Here is a 16,551-nt window from a genome sequence, read left to right as displayed (position 1 = left end):
TTTGCCTACGCTATTATATTATATCACAGTCCCGCCTAAAAGTCACTATACAGATATATTAAACGATATAGAAATTTTATCGGTTACTATTAGCCGATTTGTACATTCGGAAAGATGACAATAAAAAACGCTGTATCTGAACGAGTCAGATACAGCGTAAAACACTAAATTATAAGTTTTTTATTGATTAGAAAATCAGAACTTTGTGATCTTCTTTGAGAGGTACTGTCTGAGTGTTGCAAGGTCTGTAAGGTCTACCTTACCGTCCTTTGTAACATCAGCGTTCTTGAATGACTGACCTGTGAGTTCCTTCTTGTCAACAAGGCTGAGTGAAAGTGTTGAAAGGTCAGTTACGTCGATAGTACCGCTGAGGTCAACGTCACCGAGAAGTCCAGTATCTGGAGTTGTTGTTTCTGTTGGTTCTGGTGATGGTGAAGTTGTTTCTGTTGGCTCTGGTGATGGTGAAGCTGTTTCAGTAGGAGCTGTTGTAGGATTAGGATCTGGACCCTTTCTAGCTTCCTTAGTGTTGTTGTAACGATCTTCAGGAACTTCCTTGTCCATTGCGTAGTCCTTGTCAGGAACTGCATCAGGGAAGAGAGTTGCCATTGTACCAACTGCCATGAGGTAGTCACCGATGTGCCAGAATCTGTGGTAGTTGAGTTCGAACTTCTTAGTATCCTTGTGCTCGTTGTAGTAATCTTCGAGCTTCTTGAATTCAGCGTCATCTCTGTACATTGTTCTGATGTCGATGAACTTGATACCGTTCTTGATAGCGTCGCCGTTAGGCATCTTGCCGTTGTATGTTTCAGGAACCCATACATCCTGTTCGAAGATTCTTGAAAGGCTTCCGTTTGTTTCAGAGTGTGATACACCGATATCGTCACGGTACATTACCCACATAGCATCGATGAGAGCCTTAGCCTGGTTGTAAGCCTTGATACCGAGTTCAGAACCGTCGCTTGTGCCTGGCTTAACGCCTTCAGCAGCTGCATACCAGAGCATTGTGTTTGAAAGTGAGCTTAAGCATCCAACGTCTGAGTAGCCGTAGCCGTCGATTGTGAATGTGAGGTTTGAGTTAGCAGGCTTCTTGCCTGGTGTGTATGTATCAGGCTGTGCGTTGTCGCCCCACTTGAGAACTGATGGCATCTGGAATGGTACCTGAGTGCCGTCTTCGTCAGCCTTGTTCCACTTAACGTTGTCTGTGAACCACTTAACCCAGAGGTCGAGCATTGCCTTAGCTCTGTTAGCGATCTCTGTGTTGCCGTCTTCCTTGGCAGCATAGTAGAGTTCAGCGATACGCTGTGTTGACCATACCTGGTTACCGATCCAGCCGTTTGAACCCGGGTCAGCGTATACAGGGTGAGCAACGTAAGCCATTCCGTAGAATGTAGCGATGCCTGAAGGATACTTTTCATATCTTCCCTTCCAGCTGTTTGTAGCACCACCTGCGAAAGGACCCTCTGGAGTCTGGAGCCATTCATAGAATTCGAGCTGTCTTTCGAGTGATTCCTTCCAGTCCTTAGCAGCGCCTTCAGCCTTCATGTTAGAGCTGATGCAGCTGTGCTTTGTATCGTTTGCAGCGTAAGCCATGAGAGCGTTCTGGTAGAACTGGTGGCAGTGTGAGCATCCGATCTGCCATGTCCATGCACCGTCGAGAGCGCCGCCCCATGATGTATACCATGACATGAGGTAGTGAGCACCTTCGTAACCAGCTGAAGAATCGCTCTTTGTTGTTGTTTCACCGATCTTCTTGTAGTACTTGTCGAACATGTCGTTACGGAGTTCGTCTGTCATCTTACCAGCGAGCTTTTCAACTGAAGCGTCACCAACGCCCCATCTGTTTGCCCAGTAAACGCCCTGGATAGCACGTTCTTCGGCGTCAGGAGCGTTTGTGTAAGCGTACTGTTCAGCAACCTTGTCTTCAGTTGTGAAAGCACCCTTGATACCTCTGCCTTCCATACCGTACTTGAGTTCTTCGATACAGCCCTGCGGGATTGTTTCGAAGCATGATTCCTGTTCACCACGCTGGAATGTGTTGATGAAAGTGAACTTGCCGCTGCTGCCGCCGAATCCGTACCAGTCATCAACGTCTGCGAGCCAGTGGAGGAGGTAAAGACCATTGTCTGAACCGTATGCTGAGCAGAAGTTCTTGTGGATAGGGTTAAGACCTGTGTTTCCTGACATCATGTCTGTAGGATACTTTTCAGGAAGTTCCCATTCGTCTGAATATGTAGCAGAAGGTTCTGTCTTCTTCATAAAGCCGGTCTGCTCTGAAGGGATCATAACCTCCATTGTCTTCCATGCCTTAGCGAGTTCGCCGGACTTGCCTGAAAGGTTATCCTTCATTGCAGCGATCCATACGAGGTATGACATAGCTTCTGAAGTTGTTTCGTGACCGTAGTCAGGAGCTTCAACGATTACTGTTTCAACTGCGTGGTAAGGAACGCCGTCCTTTGAAAGGTAGCCGTTAGCTGTACCGTTTGTTACAACGTCATCGTAGAGTGAGTCGAACATATTCTTGTAAGTATCGTCGCCGAACTTTTCAGGAAGTGTTCTGCCTTCTTTTCCGTTTACCTTAGCAGAAGCTGTGATAGGTGAAGCTACTGCAGCGAGCATTGAAAGAGAAAGCGCGAAAGCGATTGCTTTTTTTGTCTTCTTAAGAACCATTTTCATAATTCTCCTCTCAAAATTTTGGATTATAAAAATAATGCGTACCGTGCAGAATAGTGATAATTCCGTGTGTAAATAATTACACGTATTTATCATAATTCTCTTTAATTATTGTAATACACAAATATTTGTTTGTCAACCCCCGATAAATAAACAAACTTCAAAAAAATATTTTAGATAAAACGGATAATATTGTAATATAAAAAGTCAGCTTAAAAAGCAACTTTTGTGTGATGTGACAAAATAAGTGCAAGTATTAGAGCACATTGCGTATAGTTGGATTTAAATTATATGTTTTTATGAATGTCTTTATTGTATCTGTGTATATTCGGCTGATCTCTGCGGCAACGATTTGCTGTGATTTTACATAAATTTTTCTTGCCGGAAAGCCGTTTGTACACATATTATACACATTTATATGGTATAATATTAAACCGTACTGCGGGTTGCACCGGCAGTACACAAATGGTTTTTATATAATATTTCAGTTTATCTGATACAAAGCAGAAAGGCGTGAATGGCATAACATGATCGAAATTAAGAACCTGACCAAGAACTACGGTCAGATCGAAGCCGTTAAAGGCATAAGCTTTACGGCCAACAAAAATGAGATCTTAGGCTTTCTCGGACCGAACGGCGCCGGAAAGTCAACTACCATGAACATGATCGTCGGCTATCTCCCTCCGACTTCGGGCGAGATACTTATTGACGGCATGAGCATGGCGGACAACCCGAGGGAGGTAAAGAAGAAGATAGGCTACCTGCCGGAACTTCCTCCGCTTTATCTTGACATGAAGGTCATCGAGTATCTCCGTTTTGTAGCCGGAATAAAGGAAGTCCCGAAGGCGGAACGCGAGCACCAGGTGGCAAGGGCGCTTTCCAGACTCAAGATAACCGACATGAAGAACCGTGTTATCAAGAACCTTTCCAAAGGTTACAGACAGCGTGTCGGATTTGCACAGGCCCTTATCGGTGATCCGCAGGTACTCATCCTTGACGAGCCTACAGTAGGTCTTGACCCGAACCAGACCATGGAGGTACGTAATCTTATCAACATGCTCCGCAAGGATCATACTATTATTTTCAGCTCACATATCCTCCAGGAGGTAAGTGCGGTATGTGACCGTATCGTCATCATCGACAAGGGACAGATCAAGGCGGTAGACACCAAGGAACACCTTACGGGATCTTCAGACGATATCGTTTATGTGCTTCGTGTGGAAGGTGCCTGTGCCGATGCTGAAAAGGCCCTTAAGGAGATCGGCGGCATAAAGAATATCATGGAGATCAACTTCCTCGATGAGAACTTAAGCGAGTTCAAGATCGAACTCGAAAGTGAGGACACAAGAAATGCTGTTGTTTCAGGCATGATAGCAGCAGGCTTCTCCATTGCCGAGATCAGAAAGATCTCTGTTTCACTTGAAGATGTCTTTGCAAGCGTTACCCGCGGAAAGTCTTATTCGGGTCTTGCTTCCGGTGACAGCGACGAATAAAAATCGGCATGGAACAGGACCGGTCCGGATGATGTACATGGTTTTGTTCCGTACTTAAAAGGTACTTTTCAGTAATTTTTCGAAAGGATTTTTAATATGTTTTCGTTATTCAAAAAGGAAGTGCAGTCGTACTTCTATTCTCCGCTGGCTTATGTGATAAGCGCGCTGTTCGTGCTTATCTACTCTCTCAGCTTCATCCAGTGGATAACCTCGCTTACGAAGCTCAATCTGCAGTTTTCATTTCCTGCAATTTTCTACAATCAGTTCTTCTACTTCATCTTCCTCGTTCCTATGCTTACAATGAAGACATTTGCCGAGGAAAGAAGGATGAACACGGAAGTTCTGCTCATGTCAACACCGCTCAATGTGTTTAAAATAGTAATGGGCAAATTCCTTGCCTGCGGTGTCGTGTTTGCCATGATCATGGCTTTCACTTTCCTCTATCCGATACTTACAGCCATCTACGGTGAAGTAAGATGGGGAAGCCTTGTATGCGGCTACCTCGGATTCTTCCTCTGGGGTATGGGATGTATAGCAGTCGGCATGCTTGTTTCCTCATTTACTGAAAACCAGATCATCGCTGCTATCTTCGGCGAGGCAGCAATGCTCGTTCTCTGGTTCATGGACCGTTTCAGTACAATTGAATGGATGCAGAAAAAGCCGGTGCTTTCATCACTGCTTGCTGCGGTATCGCCAAAGTCAAGGTTTGAAGGCTTTGCTACCGGTATTTTCCGACTTTCAGACGTTGTTTTCTATATTACATTCATCGGCGTTTTCCTCTGCTGGACTATGATCTCAGTTGAAAAAAGACGCTGGAGCAGGGGGTGAGCAGCGTGGCTATGAAAAAAGGAATGAAGATAAATACCATCGCATGGATCGCTGCTGCTGCTGTTCTTGCAGTTGCAGTACCTCTTAATCTTATCTTTACAAAAGCAGACAAGACGATTGATGTAACACCGTTCAGTGCGTATTCTCTCAGTGATTCGGCTGTAAAATCTCTTTCTGAGCTTGATAAGCCGGTGAACATGACTGTTCTCTATGACATGGATCTTCTTTACGAAGGATCTGAACCGGGCGAAGCAGAATACATGATGGCCGACATGTTTGTTAAGACCATGCGCCAGATGGAGAAGTTCGACAAGATAAACCTCACTGAAATAGACGTTGTCAGTGAACCGGGAAAAGTCGAGGAACTCGATCCGGACAACCTTATGAATCTCAGTGCAGGCGATATCGTACTTGAATGCAACGGAAGAAAGCGTTCGATCCAGTTCATGACTCTGTTCAAAACCAACGAACAGACCGGAAGCGTAGAGTTCTACGGAGAAAATGCAATTCTCGGTGCTATAAGCTATCTGCAGAGCGGTATCACACCGACAGTTTACTTCACTACCGGACACGACGAAGCGAAGCCGGACACATGTAACAATCTTGTCGGCGCAGTGACAGGCAATAACTATGCAGTGAAAACTCTTGATATTGCGGCAGAAAAGAAGATACCGGAAGATGCTCTTACCGTAGTAATGGCTGCACCTCAGAAGGATCTTACTGCTGAAGAAAAGGATATAATCCTTGACTATGCATCGGACGGAGGAAATCTTTCATTGTTTCTTGCTCCGGTAGCAGCAAAGACAGCTTTTGTAAACATCGAAGCTGTTCTTGCAACATATCAGGTAGAAATGAACTATAACAGGATCTATGAAACAAGCTCGGCAAACTGCTGGAAAGATGACCGTTACGCAATTCTCTGTCAGTTCGTGGAAAATGATTTCACATCTGCTCTGAAGAGTCTGCAGCCTACACTTTTCATGCCGAACTCACGCAGCTTCTATTCAACTCAGAGCGGCGATGAAACTGAAGGAACAAACTCAGTTAAGCAGGATTTCCTTGTATCATCGATATACGATGAATCAACGTCGTACCAGTATACTGCATTTGATGAGATCTACGGAGGAAACAGAGCAGATGCAGACTATAAATCTCCGGGCGGCCAGTACCTTATAGCACTTAACGCGGAAGATTCAGCCCGCAGGGGAAGCAAGCTCTTCCTTTCAGGTTCATACGACTTCCTGCGTGATGAATTCAACAGCGAGATAGCAGATGCCGGTGCGGCTTCACTCGGACCATATCTCTTCCTTTCAGCGATAAGCTGGATGGACAAGGTGAATTCCAGCGATGCTTTCCCTACAAGGGTATCGGCAACAGACTACATAACAATTCCTGACAGAAAAACAGGAAACATTATTCTTGTAATTATGATAGCATTACCTGTACTTATTGCAGCTTCAGGTGTAATAGTATGGGCCAGGAGGCATAACGCATGATAAAGCGGTACATGAAATTACTTATCGGACTTATTATTGCAGCAGTTATTGCAACAGGCGCTTATTTCGGCGTACTTGTAAAGAAGAACAATGACGCGAAGAAAGCTTATGAAGAGATCCAGAAGCTTAAGATCTTTGATTTTGATCCGATGGACATAACCAGCATGAGCGTGAAAAACAGTTCCGGCGAATATTATTTCCAGCTTACCGGAAACGGCTGGGAGATCACAAAAGGCGAACCTTTCAGATTCAGTGCTGACAGGATCGTTGAAATGGCAACCGGAATGAGCCAGCTGAATGCCACAAAAATCGTAACCGAGAACGGTGGAGATGATCTTTCGGCTTACGGACTGAATGATCCGGTCAGACTGGGCTTCAAACTGAATGACGGAAAGGAATACATAGCCGAAATCGGAAAACAGGTACCGGGAGATTCCTCATGGTATCTTAAGACTGCAGGAAATGATACTATATATATAGTATCTTCTGATGTTAAGGACAGCATAAGCGCTGAACTTGATGACATGAAGGACCGGCTTCTTTTTGACGCTTCAGGAACCGATGACATCACCCATCTCAAGTACATCGATCACGGTACGGTCATTTATGATATAAACAAGAGCGGCAGCGAGTGGAAGCTTGAATCACCGTTCCCTCAGGGAGAAGTAAATGCGTCAAGTGTCAACTCGATAACATCAATGCTCATACGTGCCGAGTGTGTTACATTTATAAATGAGGAACTTACCGATCTGAAAAAATTCGGTTTTGACAATCCGTCCTACCAGATAGAAGTTTCATCTGACAAAAGAAGCGTAAATGTTATTTTCGGCAATTACTATGACGATGCCAGAAACTACATCTATGCATACGACAGAGCAATCGACCAGATCTTTATATTCCAGACTTCTGAACTCGGATTCTTCGGAACAAAGCTTGAAGACATTCTTTACAAAAGACTCCATCAGGAGAGCTTTGAAAACATCAGTAATTTTGAGATGGATATACTGGGAACAGAGATAAACATCGAATACAACTACGTTGTTGCTGAAGGCCAGACATCTTCATACAAGGTAAACGGTAAAGAAATAAACCGTGAGGACGAATCCGTTCTTGAGACATTCAACAATATGATAAATGCAATAACAGGTATGTGCTTCGATGAGGTATGCGAAACAACGCTTACCAATCTGAAAAGCCAGAAGCCTGAAGCTAAAATAGTCTACGACATTAAGGACGGAAAGGACTACGTTCTTGAATTCTACAAGAAGGACGGAGACGACAGCTTGCTTTATATAGTTGAGAACGGTGTGTACACCGACACAGTCATAAAGAAAACATCGCTTGAAAACGGTATACTTCTTTACTATAAAGAACTTACTGAAAAAATGAAATAATATAAGGAAACACTGATTAAACCGGAAATCCGGCTTCGCTGGATTTCCGGAGGTGTGATTTTACGGGGCTTCGCCTTTACCCCCACGCTGATTTATGAATAAATCAGCGTTTCCATAAGGAAACGCTTGATTGAATCAACCGGAATTTCCTTGAACACCCGCTGATCTGTAAACGGATCAGCGGAATTTTTTTACATATCAAAGAAAAGGATTTAATTTGTACGATGTTAAAAGTACACAAATAATCATCAGTCGATTTACAATCACGCATTTATGTGGTAAAATAAAAAGTGACGGGATTTTTTCGGATATACAGATCACTATATACTATTAATATAGTATAAATGAAAGGATGAAGAGCAATGGACAACAGAAACAATGCGCTCAGAATCAAGGCGGCAGTTACAAGCCTCGTGCTCCTTGGACAGGCTGCAGCGTATTTTCCGGCAGGCATAGCTTCAGTAAATGCAGCAGAGGTTGAAAAGAACTATGCCAAAGCCCTTCAGTATTCAATGTATTTCTACGACGCAAACATGTGCGGAACTGAAGTAGGCGAGAATACGAGATACACTTGGCGTGATGACTGTCACGTATACGATGCAAAGCTCCCGCTCGATGACGAAAACACAAATATGTCAGCGGAGTTTATCGCAAAAAACAAGGACGTCCTTGACCCGGACGGTGACGGATGTGTTGATGTCGCAGGCGGTTTCCACGATGCCGGTGACCACGTAAAATTCGGTATGCCTGAAGGATATTCCGGTGCAGCTGTCGGCTGGGGCTACTACGAATTCATGGATGCCTACAAGGCAACAGGCCAGGACGATCACGCTGAAACTATTATAAGATATTTCAACGACTACTACATGAAGTGTACCTATCTTGATGAGGACGGAAAAGCTGTCGCATTCTGCTATCAGGTAGGTGACGGTGACATTGACCATCAGTACTGGAACGCACCGGAAGTTGACGAAATGCCGCGTATGGGCTGGTTCGCAACAGATGAACTGGTTTCTACAGACGTTCTGTCGATCACTTCCGCTTCACTCACCATGGCATATCTCGTATTTAAAGACTCAGATCCTGAGTATGCCGAGAAGTGCCTCAAGTACTCGCTTGCACTCTTCGAATTTGCTGAACGTGCCGACGAAAAGGCCGTAAACAAGGAAGGCGGCAAGGGATACTACACATCAACAAAGTGGGAGGATGACTACTGCTACGCAGCTATCAGCCTTTACCATGCAACAAAAGATGAAAAATATCTTGACATAGTTTTAAGCCTTGTTGACTACTACGCTCCTTCATGCTGGACATACTGCTGGAACGACACATGGGCAGCAGTTCTTACAATGCTTGCCCAGGCTGACGACCTTTACGGAAAGAAGGTAACAAACAGCGTAGGACTTGAAAGCACTGAATGGGTTGAAAAATACAAGAAACTCCAGAACAAGACCGCATACGAAGAAGTCGACTGGTGGAGCCAGATAGCAAAGCTCATCGACAACTGGATGACAGGAAACACTCCGAAGGTAAGCCCGGCAGGCTATTCATTCCTCAGTCAGTGGGGTTCTGCACGTTACAATACAGCAACCCAGTTCCTTGCTCTTGTTTATGATAAATATCACGGTGACAAGACTTCAAAGTACGGTGAGTGGGCAAAGTCACAGATGGACTACCTGCTCGGCGAGAATCCGCTTAACCGCTGCTACATTGTCGGATACAACGAAACATCGGCACGTTTCCCTCATCACAGAGCATCTTCAGGTCTTTCAAAGTGTGAGGACACTGACGAACAGCGTTACATTCTCTACGGAGCACTGGTAGGCGGACCTGACCTCGATGACAATCATATCGACGTTACTGCCGACTACATCTACAACGAAGTTACTATCGACTACAACGCAGCTTTCGTAGGTGCCTGTGCAGGTCTTTACCACTATTTCGGTGATGATTCCATGAAGGTGACACCGGACTTCCCGCCTCCGCCGGAGGAAAAGAGCGACGAACCGTCCGATCCTTCTGAAATAACTCCTACAAGCAGGTACTGGTGCGATGCATTCGTTGTTGACGTTGTTCAGGACGACGGCCCGAAGGCAAGCGAGGTCACACTCTACGTGCGTTCAACAGCTGCCAAGCCTTCAAAGTCGATCTCGGTAAGATATTATTTCGACATCACAGGAATGTCATCCATCGGCGAAAAGGAGCTTACCTTAAGAAAGCTCTATGACCAGGCTGAGATAGAAGCTGACCATCCGGCGACACTTTCAAAACCGATACAGTACAAGGATAACATCTATTACGTTGAAGTGGCCTGGGATGACTATGCAATCGCCAACTCAAACAAGAAGTACCAGTTCGTTCTCGGAACATATGCATGGGGCAACTCATGGGATCCGACCGACGACTGGAGCCATCAGGATCTTAAGGAAGTTGATGATCCTTTCAAGGGAACAGTTGAAAAGTGCGAATATATCTGTGTTTACGATGACGGAGTTCTTGTAGGCGGTACTGAACCGGACGGAACCACTCCGGACAATGCACCTAAGGCGGCAGCATCACCAAAGCCTACAGCAACAGCAAAGGCAACAGCATCACCAAAGCCGACAACGACTCCAAAGGCAACAGCGTCACCGACAACAACTCCGAAAACAAGTGAAACTCCGAAGTCGAGCCCTTCACCTGATGCTACACCTGGAACATTCCCGCCTGCAGATCTCAAGGGTGATGTCGACATAAACGGAACAGTCGATATAACAGACCTTACAGTACTCGCATTAAGCCTCGTTGACAAGACCGAACTTAAGGGCAATTCCAAAACTAATGCCGACGTCGACGGAGACGGCAAAGTAAACCTCACCGACCTCGCCACCCTCAGACAGTATCTCTCTAAAAAGATAACGAAACTGGGCTGATTATGCGATTGCCATATGAAAAAAATACTGTTTTTTATCAGTTGTACATAAAACGCTATGCAAAATAAGCAGTATTATTCATTTACTTTCACGCAGAATCATGTTAAAATTTTAATGTAGGGTATAATGCGGCCGTTTTGCGGCTGTACGAAAACGATATATTGTTTTGAAAGGAACAGAAAATGGAACAGAAAAAATTATTCTCAAAGACAACAGCAGTTTCTGTAAGCGCACTTCTCCTTGCTTCAAATCTGAGCGCATCAGTGGCTCTTGCTGCCGATGCTGCAAAGACTGAAGAAAAGGCAGCACCTATCAGCGAAGTAGTAAACTATTCAGACTGTGAATACGACTACGCACGTGCTCTTCAGTATTCAATGTATTTCTATGACGCAAACATGTGCGGTACTGAAGTAGAAGACCACAACAGACTTCCATGGCGCGGCAACTGTCATACATACGATGCAAAAGTACCTCTTCAGCCTATCGATGACAAGGGCAACGGTGTAAACCTTTCTGCTGCACAGATAGAAAAATTAAAGCCGTATCTTGATCCGGACGGTGACGGATGCGTTGACGTAGCCGGCGGTTTCCACGATGCCGGTGACCACGTTGAATTCGGTATGCCTGAAAACTACTCAGCTGCAACACTCGGCTGGGGCTACTATGAATTCCGTGATGCATACAAGAAGACAGGTCAGGATGACCATATCGAAGAACTTATCCGTTACTTCAACGACTACCTTATGAAGTGTACATTCCTTGACGAAGACGGCAAGGTAGTTGCACACTGCTATCAGGTAGGCGACGGTGACATCGACCACGCTTACTGGGAATCACCTGAAGTTGACTCAATGCCAAGACCGGCATTCTTCCTTACAGGAGAAAAGCCGCAGACAGACTACGTTGTATCTGCAGCAGCTTCTCTTGCTATCAACTACTTGAACTTCAAGGAAACAGATCCTGACTACGCAAAGAAGTCACTTGACTACGCAAAGGCTCTCTGGGATTTTGCCACATCACACGAACTTGAAGTATCAGACAACGGTGACGGTCCTAAGCAGTACTACAGCTCAAACAAGTGGGAAGACGACTTCTGCTGGTGCGCTTCATGGCTCTATGAATGTACAGGAGATGCTTCATATCTTGAAACAGCTGCTCCTTACTTTGACTACTATGCACCGTCAGGCTGGGCATACTGCTGGAACGACGTATGGAGTGGTGCCGGCCTCCGCTGGGCAGTTATCAACCAGGAACATCCTGAGCTTGACCTCGTAAACGTAGTAAGAAAGGCTCTCGGCAAGAACGAATACGTATTTGATGATTTCTGGGATGAAGTTACAAAGTGCATGAAGATATACAAGGGTCTCGAAACACCTGGCGGCTACGCATTCCTTCAGGTATGGGGCTCAGCACGTTACAACACAGCAATGCAGCTCATCGCAATGCTCATCGACAAGTATCACAACGACGGCAAGCCGGGCGAAAACAGTGAGTGGGCAGAAGGCCAGATGCACTACATCATGGGTGACAACCCGCTTAAGAGATGCTACATTGTCGGCTACAACGACAACTCAGTAAAATATCCTCACCACAGAGCAGCTTCAGGACTTCTCGAAGCTGAAGATCCGCGTGAACACAGACACATCCTCTGGGGTGCTCTTGCCGGCGGTCCTGACGGAAGCGACAAGCACACAGACGTAACATCTGACTGGGTAGGAAACGAAGTTACTATCGACTACAACGCAGCATTCGTAGGTGCGTGCGCTGGCCTTTACACATATTTCGGTACAGATGACATGCACGTTACACCTGACTTCCCGCCGGAAGATGAAAAGAGAGGCGGAGCAGACGGTGGTGATCCTGCAGCAAGCGGCTACTGGATCGAAGCCTGCGGTATCGATGACATCAACGCTGACGGCGCAGGTGTTACAAAGGTATCATTCAAGGTAATGACAGGTTCAAACAAGCCTTCTGACAAGATCTCAGTACGTTACTACTTTAATGTAAAGGAAGTAGCAGGCGGTATCGAAGCAGTTAATACAGCAAAGGAACTCTACGACCAGTCTTCAGCTGAAGTTGAAACAGCTGACGGTATTCTTACAGGTCCGTTCAAGTATGACAAGGTACCTGATACATACTATGTAGATATTGCATGGGACGGCTACAACATTGCTAACTCAGGCAAGAAGTATCAGTTCATCGTTGGTCTCTACTACGGCGACAAGTGGGATCCGAAGAACGACTGGAGCTACGAGGAACTCAAGATCTTCAAGGAAGATGACGCATTCTTCGGCAACGGAAACGAAGTAAGAAATGACCGTATCTGCGTTTACGATGACGGTGTTCTCGTAGGCGGTACAGAACCTGACGGAACAGTTGCTGAGATCCCTTCAGCAGAACCTTCACCAAAGCCGACAAAGAAGACATCACCTTCACCGAAGCCTACAGCAACAGCAACGGCAAAGACAACAGCCACACCAACAGTCAAGCCAACTGCTACTGCAACAGCCAAGGCAACTGAAACACCGGCTGCAACTCCGACAGCAAAGCCAACAGCTGATCCTGTAAAGTCTGCAGATCCGACAGCAAACAATAACAGTCAAGGTGGAGCAACATTTGCTGTAACTCTCGGCGACGTAAATCTTGACGGCAAGATCGACGTAACAGACCTTTCAGTTCTTTCACTCAGCCTCGTTGACAAGAAGGAACTCAAAGGCGATGCTGCAAAGAACGCAGACGTTGACAAGGACGGAAAGGTTGCTCTTACAGACCTCGCAACTATCAGACAGTACATTTCAAAGAAGATCACAAAGTTCTGATAACTTTTTCTTATGGAAACGCTGATTTATTCATAAATCAGCGTGGGGCTCCGGGGCGAAGCCCCGCAAATCCCACCTCCGGAAATCCGGCGAAGCCGGATTTCCGATATAATCAGTGTTTTCCTTATATAACTGAAAACGGCGTTAAAGACATCCGTCTTTAACGCCGTTTTATGCATTCTTCTATTGATTACAGGGAAAATAAAAAAGACATCAGCACATAATGGGGGGATCGCTGATGTCTTTTTATATAGATGAAGTAATTTTAAGAATGTGCTGATTTGGATTATTCTTCAGTTGTTGTTTTAGCAGCAGTTGTTTCTTCAGCTTCAGGAGCTTCTTCTGCTACTTCTTCAGTAACTTCTTCTTCAGCAGCTTCTGTTACAGCTTCTTCGCCTTCAGCAGCAGTTGTTTCTTCTGTTGCAGCTTCTGTTTCAGCTTCTGTCTCAGCTTCTGTTACTTCTTCAGTAACTTCTTCTGTTTCAGCTTCTGTTGTTTCAGCAGCAGTTGTTACTGCAGAATCAGAAACGTTTGTGTTATCTGTTGTACCACATGAAGTAACTGCGAAGCAAAGTGCAGCTACAAAACAAACTGTAAATAATACTTTTTTCACGAGAAAAAACCTCCAGTATAATAATCATTGCAATTCGTTTCCGGAAATATAATTGCAGTTTAATCGAACGTTTCTTATTATATATGACTTTGCTGGAGATGTCAATAGTATTTTGGAATGTCGAAGAATGTTTGTTAAAGTGGTATGCAAATTAACGCCAGTTGATTATAAATACTGTACAAATCGGCGAACGATTCGTTGTGGATAATCACATAAGGATGACGCCGGTCAGATGACAGAAGCTTTTTCCCTTATGACAGCGGGATCTGTTTAAACGAAACATTGCTCACAAATCTGAGAAGAGCTTCTTCTGAATCCTGTGTTCTGATTATGTAATAGTGTTCGTCGTCGATAAATGCATATGCGCAGTGCCATACACCTATGTCTTTGACAAGTATCTCTCTGCCGCTGTTCTGCCAGCTGATCCCGAACTCCTGATTCAGTCTGTTTCTGAAATATTCAGTCTGGTCTGCACATGAAGCAAGGACATCACGGTCGGCACAGCAGAATGTAGTCTGGAACTGTGAGGTGTCATATTCTGCAATACATCCGACAGCTATATCCTCATAGGCGGAATAAGGACGGATCGTAACACGGCTTTTTTCTGTATTCAGCAGATCGTTTTCCGTATCATCGGGTGCGTAGACAAATCCGTCGGAAATGATCCTGTCAAACATCCTTTCATAAGCATCTTTGCAGTATTCGGCATAATCGTTCAGGTCATAAGTATTCACCGCCTGTATAGCTTCATCATAGTTTCCGAAAGACAAAGGCTGCGGTTTAAGTCCCGGAGCGGGCTGTATTAACTCAGTGGTCGTCGGCGGTTCCGGAGTTTCCTTTTCGTTTTCCGCAGTTGTGGAAGGCGGCTCCGGATTTACGTCAGGTGCTGTGGCAGACGGTGGTTCGGGTTTAGGGTTCTGTTCTTCCGTAGTTACAGGAGGGTCAGGTTTCCGGTGGTCTTCAGTAGAAACAGGCGGTTCCGGTTTTACGTGTGGTGCTTCGGCTGCTTCCGTTTGGGCAGGTGTTTCAGGTGCCGCCTGTCTTTCGGTGACAGGTGCTTCCGTTTTTTTCGGAGATGCTGTTTCATCTGCCTTTGCCGAAGAAACTGCAGCGGCCTTTGTAACTTCGGTACCCGTACCTGTTTCGACGGCGGATATTTCAGTGGCCGGCATGACGGAAGTGTCATATCCTGTTCCCAGAGAGATCTCAGTTTCAGCAGCAGCTGTTTCCGTACCGGAATATCCGTAGTTTTCTGATGAAACAGGATACGCTGCTGCCGAAGTTTCTGAAACAGTGTAATTATCTATTTCAGGATCACCGTATGGATCGTTTCTGTCATATATGTTGTTTACGCCTAATATCAGAGCAACGGATGCCGCAGCGGCAGCCGGAATTATGAAAAATCCCGGAGACAGGTGCTTCTTTGCTTTTTCAGGATCATATACTTCAGCTTCACTGATGAAACGGTCTTCTATATTTTCAACTGCGTTTAAAAGCTTTTCTTTTTTCATCAGTAAAACCCTCTTTCATTCAGATATTTCCGGAGATTCTTTCTTATTCTCGAGAGTATCATGCTGATATTTTCTTCCTTTTCTTCGCAAAGTGCACTGATCTGAGCGTATGAATCAAGGTACCAGTATCTGCGTATGAAAATAAAGCGCTTTTTGTAATCAAGACCGGCGATAAATTCGTTAAGAATTTCTGACAGTTCTGATTCGTCTGTTGTGTCTTCAATGCTGTCTGAAGTGTCGGCGATACATTCGTCCAGTTCGTCGAAAGCGAGCACTCCCTCGTTTTTCCTTTTGCCGCTTGCCAGATAACGAAGACGGTTCATTGCGTGATTTCTGATTATGCGGAAGAGAAATGCGCCCAGAAACTTCGGCCTTTCATCCGGCATGCGGTTCCATGCAGTCATGTAGGTGTCGTTAAGACATTCTTCGGCATCGGAAATATCATTCAGTATGTTGCGCGCTATGTAAATGCAGCGGGTTCTGTATTTTTTATCAGTCTCTTCAATGGCCGACTCAGAACGCAGCCAGTAGAGATCTATTATATCCCGGTCTTCCAGCATGATTCACCTCCTTATATATTAGTGTAATTTTTCTGTCGATTCTAACATGTACAAATTAAGATTCGTATATTCGTACAAATATTTTTGAACTTATTTGTGAAGTTTTATCTGATTTATGATATACTATTAATTATAACTGGTTATCCGTAAAAAAACAAGGGGAGTTTTCATTAAATCTGTTTAAGTTGACTGATACTGGTTATTGCAGTATAATTATAGTCAGGGAAACACTGATTAAACCGGAAATCCGGCTTC

General features: G+C 45.0%; 10 protein-coding genes. 6 read left to right on the top strand and 4 right to left on the bottom strand.

The window, feature by feature from the left end:
- Positions 1-195: 195 nt before the first annotated feature.
- Complete coding sequence (locus CC97_RS10785; protein ID WP_044974973.1) at positions 196-2,673, bottom strand: glycoside hydrolase family 48 protein; 2,478 nt, start codon at positions 2,671-2,673, stop codon at positions 196-198.
- 524 nt (positions 2,674-3,197) lie between these two features.
- Between CC97_RS10785 and CC97_RS10780 the strand changes: the two genes are divergently transcribed.
- The 6 genes from CC97_RS10780 (at position 3,198) to CC97_RS10755 (ending at position 13,612) form a co-directional block, all read left to right on the top strand.
- Positions 3,198-4,163, top strand: a complete 966-nt coding sequence (locus tag CC97_RS10780) for an ATP-binding cassette domain-containing protein (protein WP_044974972.1) — start codon at positions 3,198-3,200, stop codon at positions 4,161-4,163.
- A gap of 96 nt (positions 4,164-4,259) precedes the next feature.
- Positions 4,260-4,991 carry an ABC transporter permease gene (locus tag CC97_RS10775; protein ID WP_044974971.1) on the top strand — a complete coding sequence of 244 codons (732 nt, stop codon included), beginning with the start codon at positions 4,260-4,262 and terminating at the stop codon, positions 4,989-4,991.
- Between the two features lie 11 nt (positions 4,992-5,002).
- A complete protein-coding gene (locus CC97_RS10770) occupies positions 5,003-6,487 on the top strand; it encodes a GldG family protein (protein ID WP_242848214.1) in 1,485 nt (494 codons plus the stop codon).
- On the top strand, positions 6,484-7,881 hold the full coding sequence (locus CC97_RS10765; RefSeq protein ID WP_044974969.1) for a DUF4340 domain-containing protein: 1,398 nt from the start codon (positions 6,484-6,486) through the stop codon (positions 7,879-7,881). Before CC97_RS10770 ends, CC97_RS10765 begins: the two co-directional genes overlap by 4 nt.
- Positions 7,882-8,243: 362 nt before the next feature.
- Positions 8,244-10,793, top strand: coding sequence for a glycoside hydrolase family 9 protein (locus CC97_RS10760; RefSeq protein ID WP_044974968.1), 2,550 nt, complete (start codon positions 8,244-8,246; stop codon positions 10,791-10,793).
- A gap of 182 nt (positions 10,794-10,975) precedes the next feature.
- Positions 10,976-13,612, top strand: a complete 2,637-nt coding sequence (locus tag CC97_RS10755) for a glycoside hydrolase family 9 protein (RefSeq protein WP_049962844.1) — start codon at positions 10,976-10,978, stop codon at positions 13,610-13,612.
- 286 nt (positions 13,613-13,898) lie between these two features.
- Here the strand turns inward: CC97_RS10755 and CC97_RS10750 are convergent, their stop codons facing one another.
- The 3 genes from CC97_RS10750 to CC97_RS10740 form a co-directional block, all read right to left on the bottom strand.
- Positions 13,899-14,225, bottom strand: a complete 327-nt coding sequence (locus tag CC97_RS10750) for a hypothetical protein (protein ID WP_044974967.1) — start codon at positions 14,223-14,225, stop codon at positions 13,899-13,901.
- A 251-nt stretch (positions 14,226-14,476) separates the two neighbouring features.
- Entirely contained in the window at positions 14,477-15,736 is a 1,260-nt protein-coding gene (locus CC97_RS18890) for a hypothetical protein (RefSeq protein WP_049962843.1), read from the bottom strand.
- The gene (locus tag CC97_RS10740; protein ID WP_049962842.1) at positions 15,736-16,296 is read right to left on the bottom strand and encodes a sigma-70 family RNA polymerase sigma factor; all 561 of its coding nucleotides are present in this window, start codon (positions 16,294-16,296) and stop codon (positions 15,736-15,738) included. The genes CC97_RS18890 and CC97_RS10740 overlap by 1 nt, the downstream gene beginning before the upstream one ends.
- Positions 16,297-16,551 lie beyond the last annotated feature (255 nt).

The sequence above is a fragment of the Ruminococcus sp. HUN007 genome, assembly GCF_000712055.1.
Lineage (GTDB): Bacteria > Bacillota > Clostridia > Oscillospirales > Ruminococcaceae > HUN007.
This window is presented reverse-complemented; position numbering and strand designations above follow the sequence as displayed.

What these genes read in the sequence shown, in the direction of transcription:
- CC97_RS10785 (WP_044974973.1), bottom strand. Translation starts at nt 2,673, where the DNA reads ATGAAAATGGTTCTTAAGAAGACAAAAAAAGCAATCGCTTTCGCGCTT.
- CC97_RS10780 (WP_044974972.1), top strand. Translation starts at nt 3,198, where the DNA reads ATGATCGAAATTAAGAACCTGACCAAGAACTACGGTCAGATCGAAGCC.
- CC97_RS10775 (WP_044974971.1), top strand. Translation starts at nt 4,260, where the DNA reads ATGTTTTCGTTATTCAAAAAGGAAGTGCAGTCGTACTTCTATTCTCCG.
- CC97_RS10770 (WP_242848214.1), top strand. Translation starts at nt 5,003, where the DNA reads ATGAAAAAAGGAATGAAGATAAATACCATCGCATGGATCGCTGCTGCT.
- CC97_RS10765 (WP_044974969.1), top strand. Translation starts at nt 6,484, where the DNA reads ATGATAAAGCGGTACATGAAATTACTTATCGGACTTATTATTGCAGCA.
- CC97_RS10760 (WP_044974968.1), top strand. Translation starts at nt 8,244, where the DNA reads ATGGACAACAGAAACAATGCGCTCAGAATCAAGGCGGCAGTTACAAGC.
- CC97_RS10755 (WP_049962844.1), top strand. Translation starts at nt 10,976, where the DNA reads ATGGAACAGAAAAAATTATTCTCAAAGACAACAGCAGTTTCTGTAAGC.
- CC97_RS18890 (WP_049962843.1), bottom strand. Translation starts at nt 15,736, where the DNA reads ATGAAAAAAGAAAAGCTTTTAAACGCAGTTGAAAATATAGAAGACCGT.
- CC97_RS10740 (WP_049962842.1), bottom strand. Translation starts at nt 16,296, where the DNA reads ATGCTGGAAGACCGGGATATAATAGATCTCTACTGGCTGCGTTCTGAG.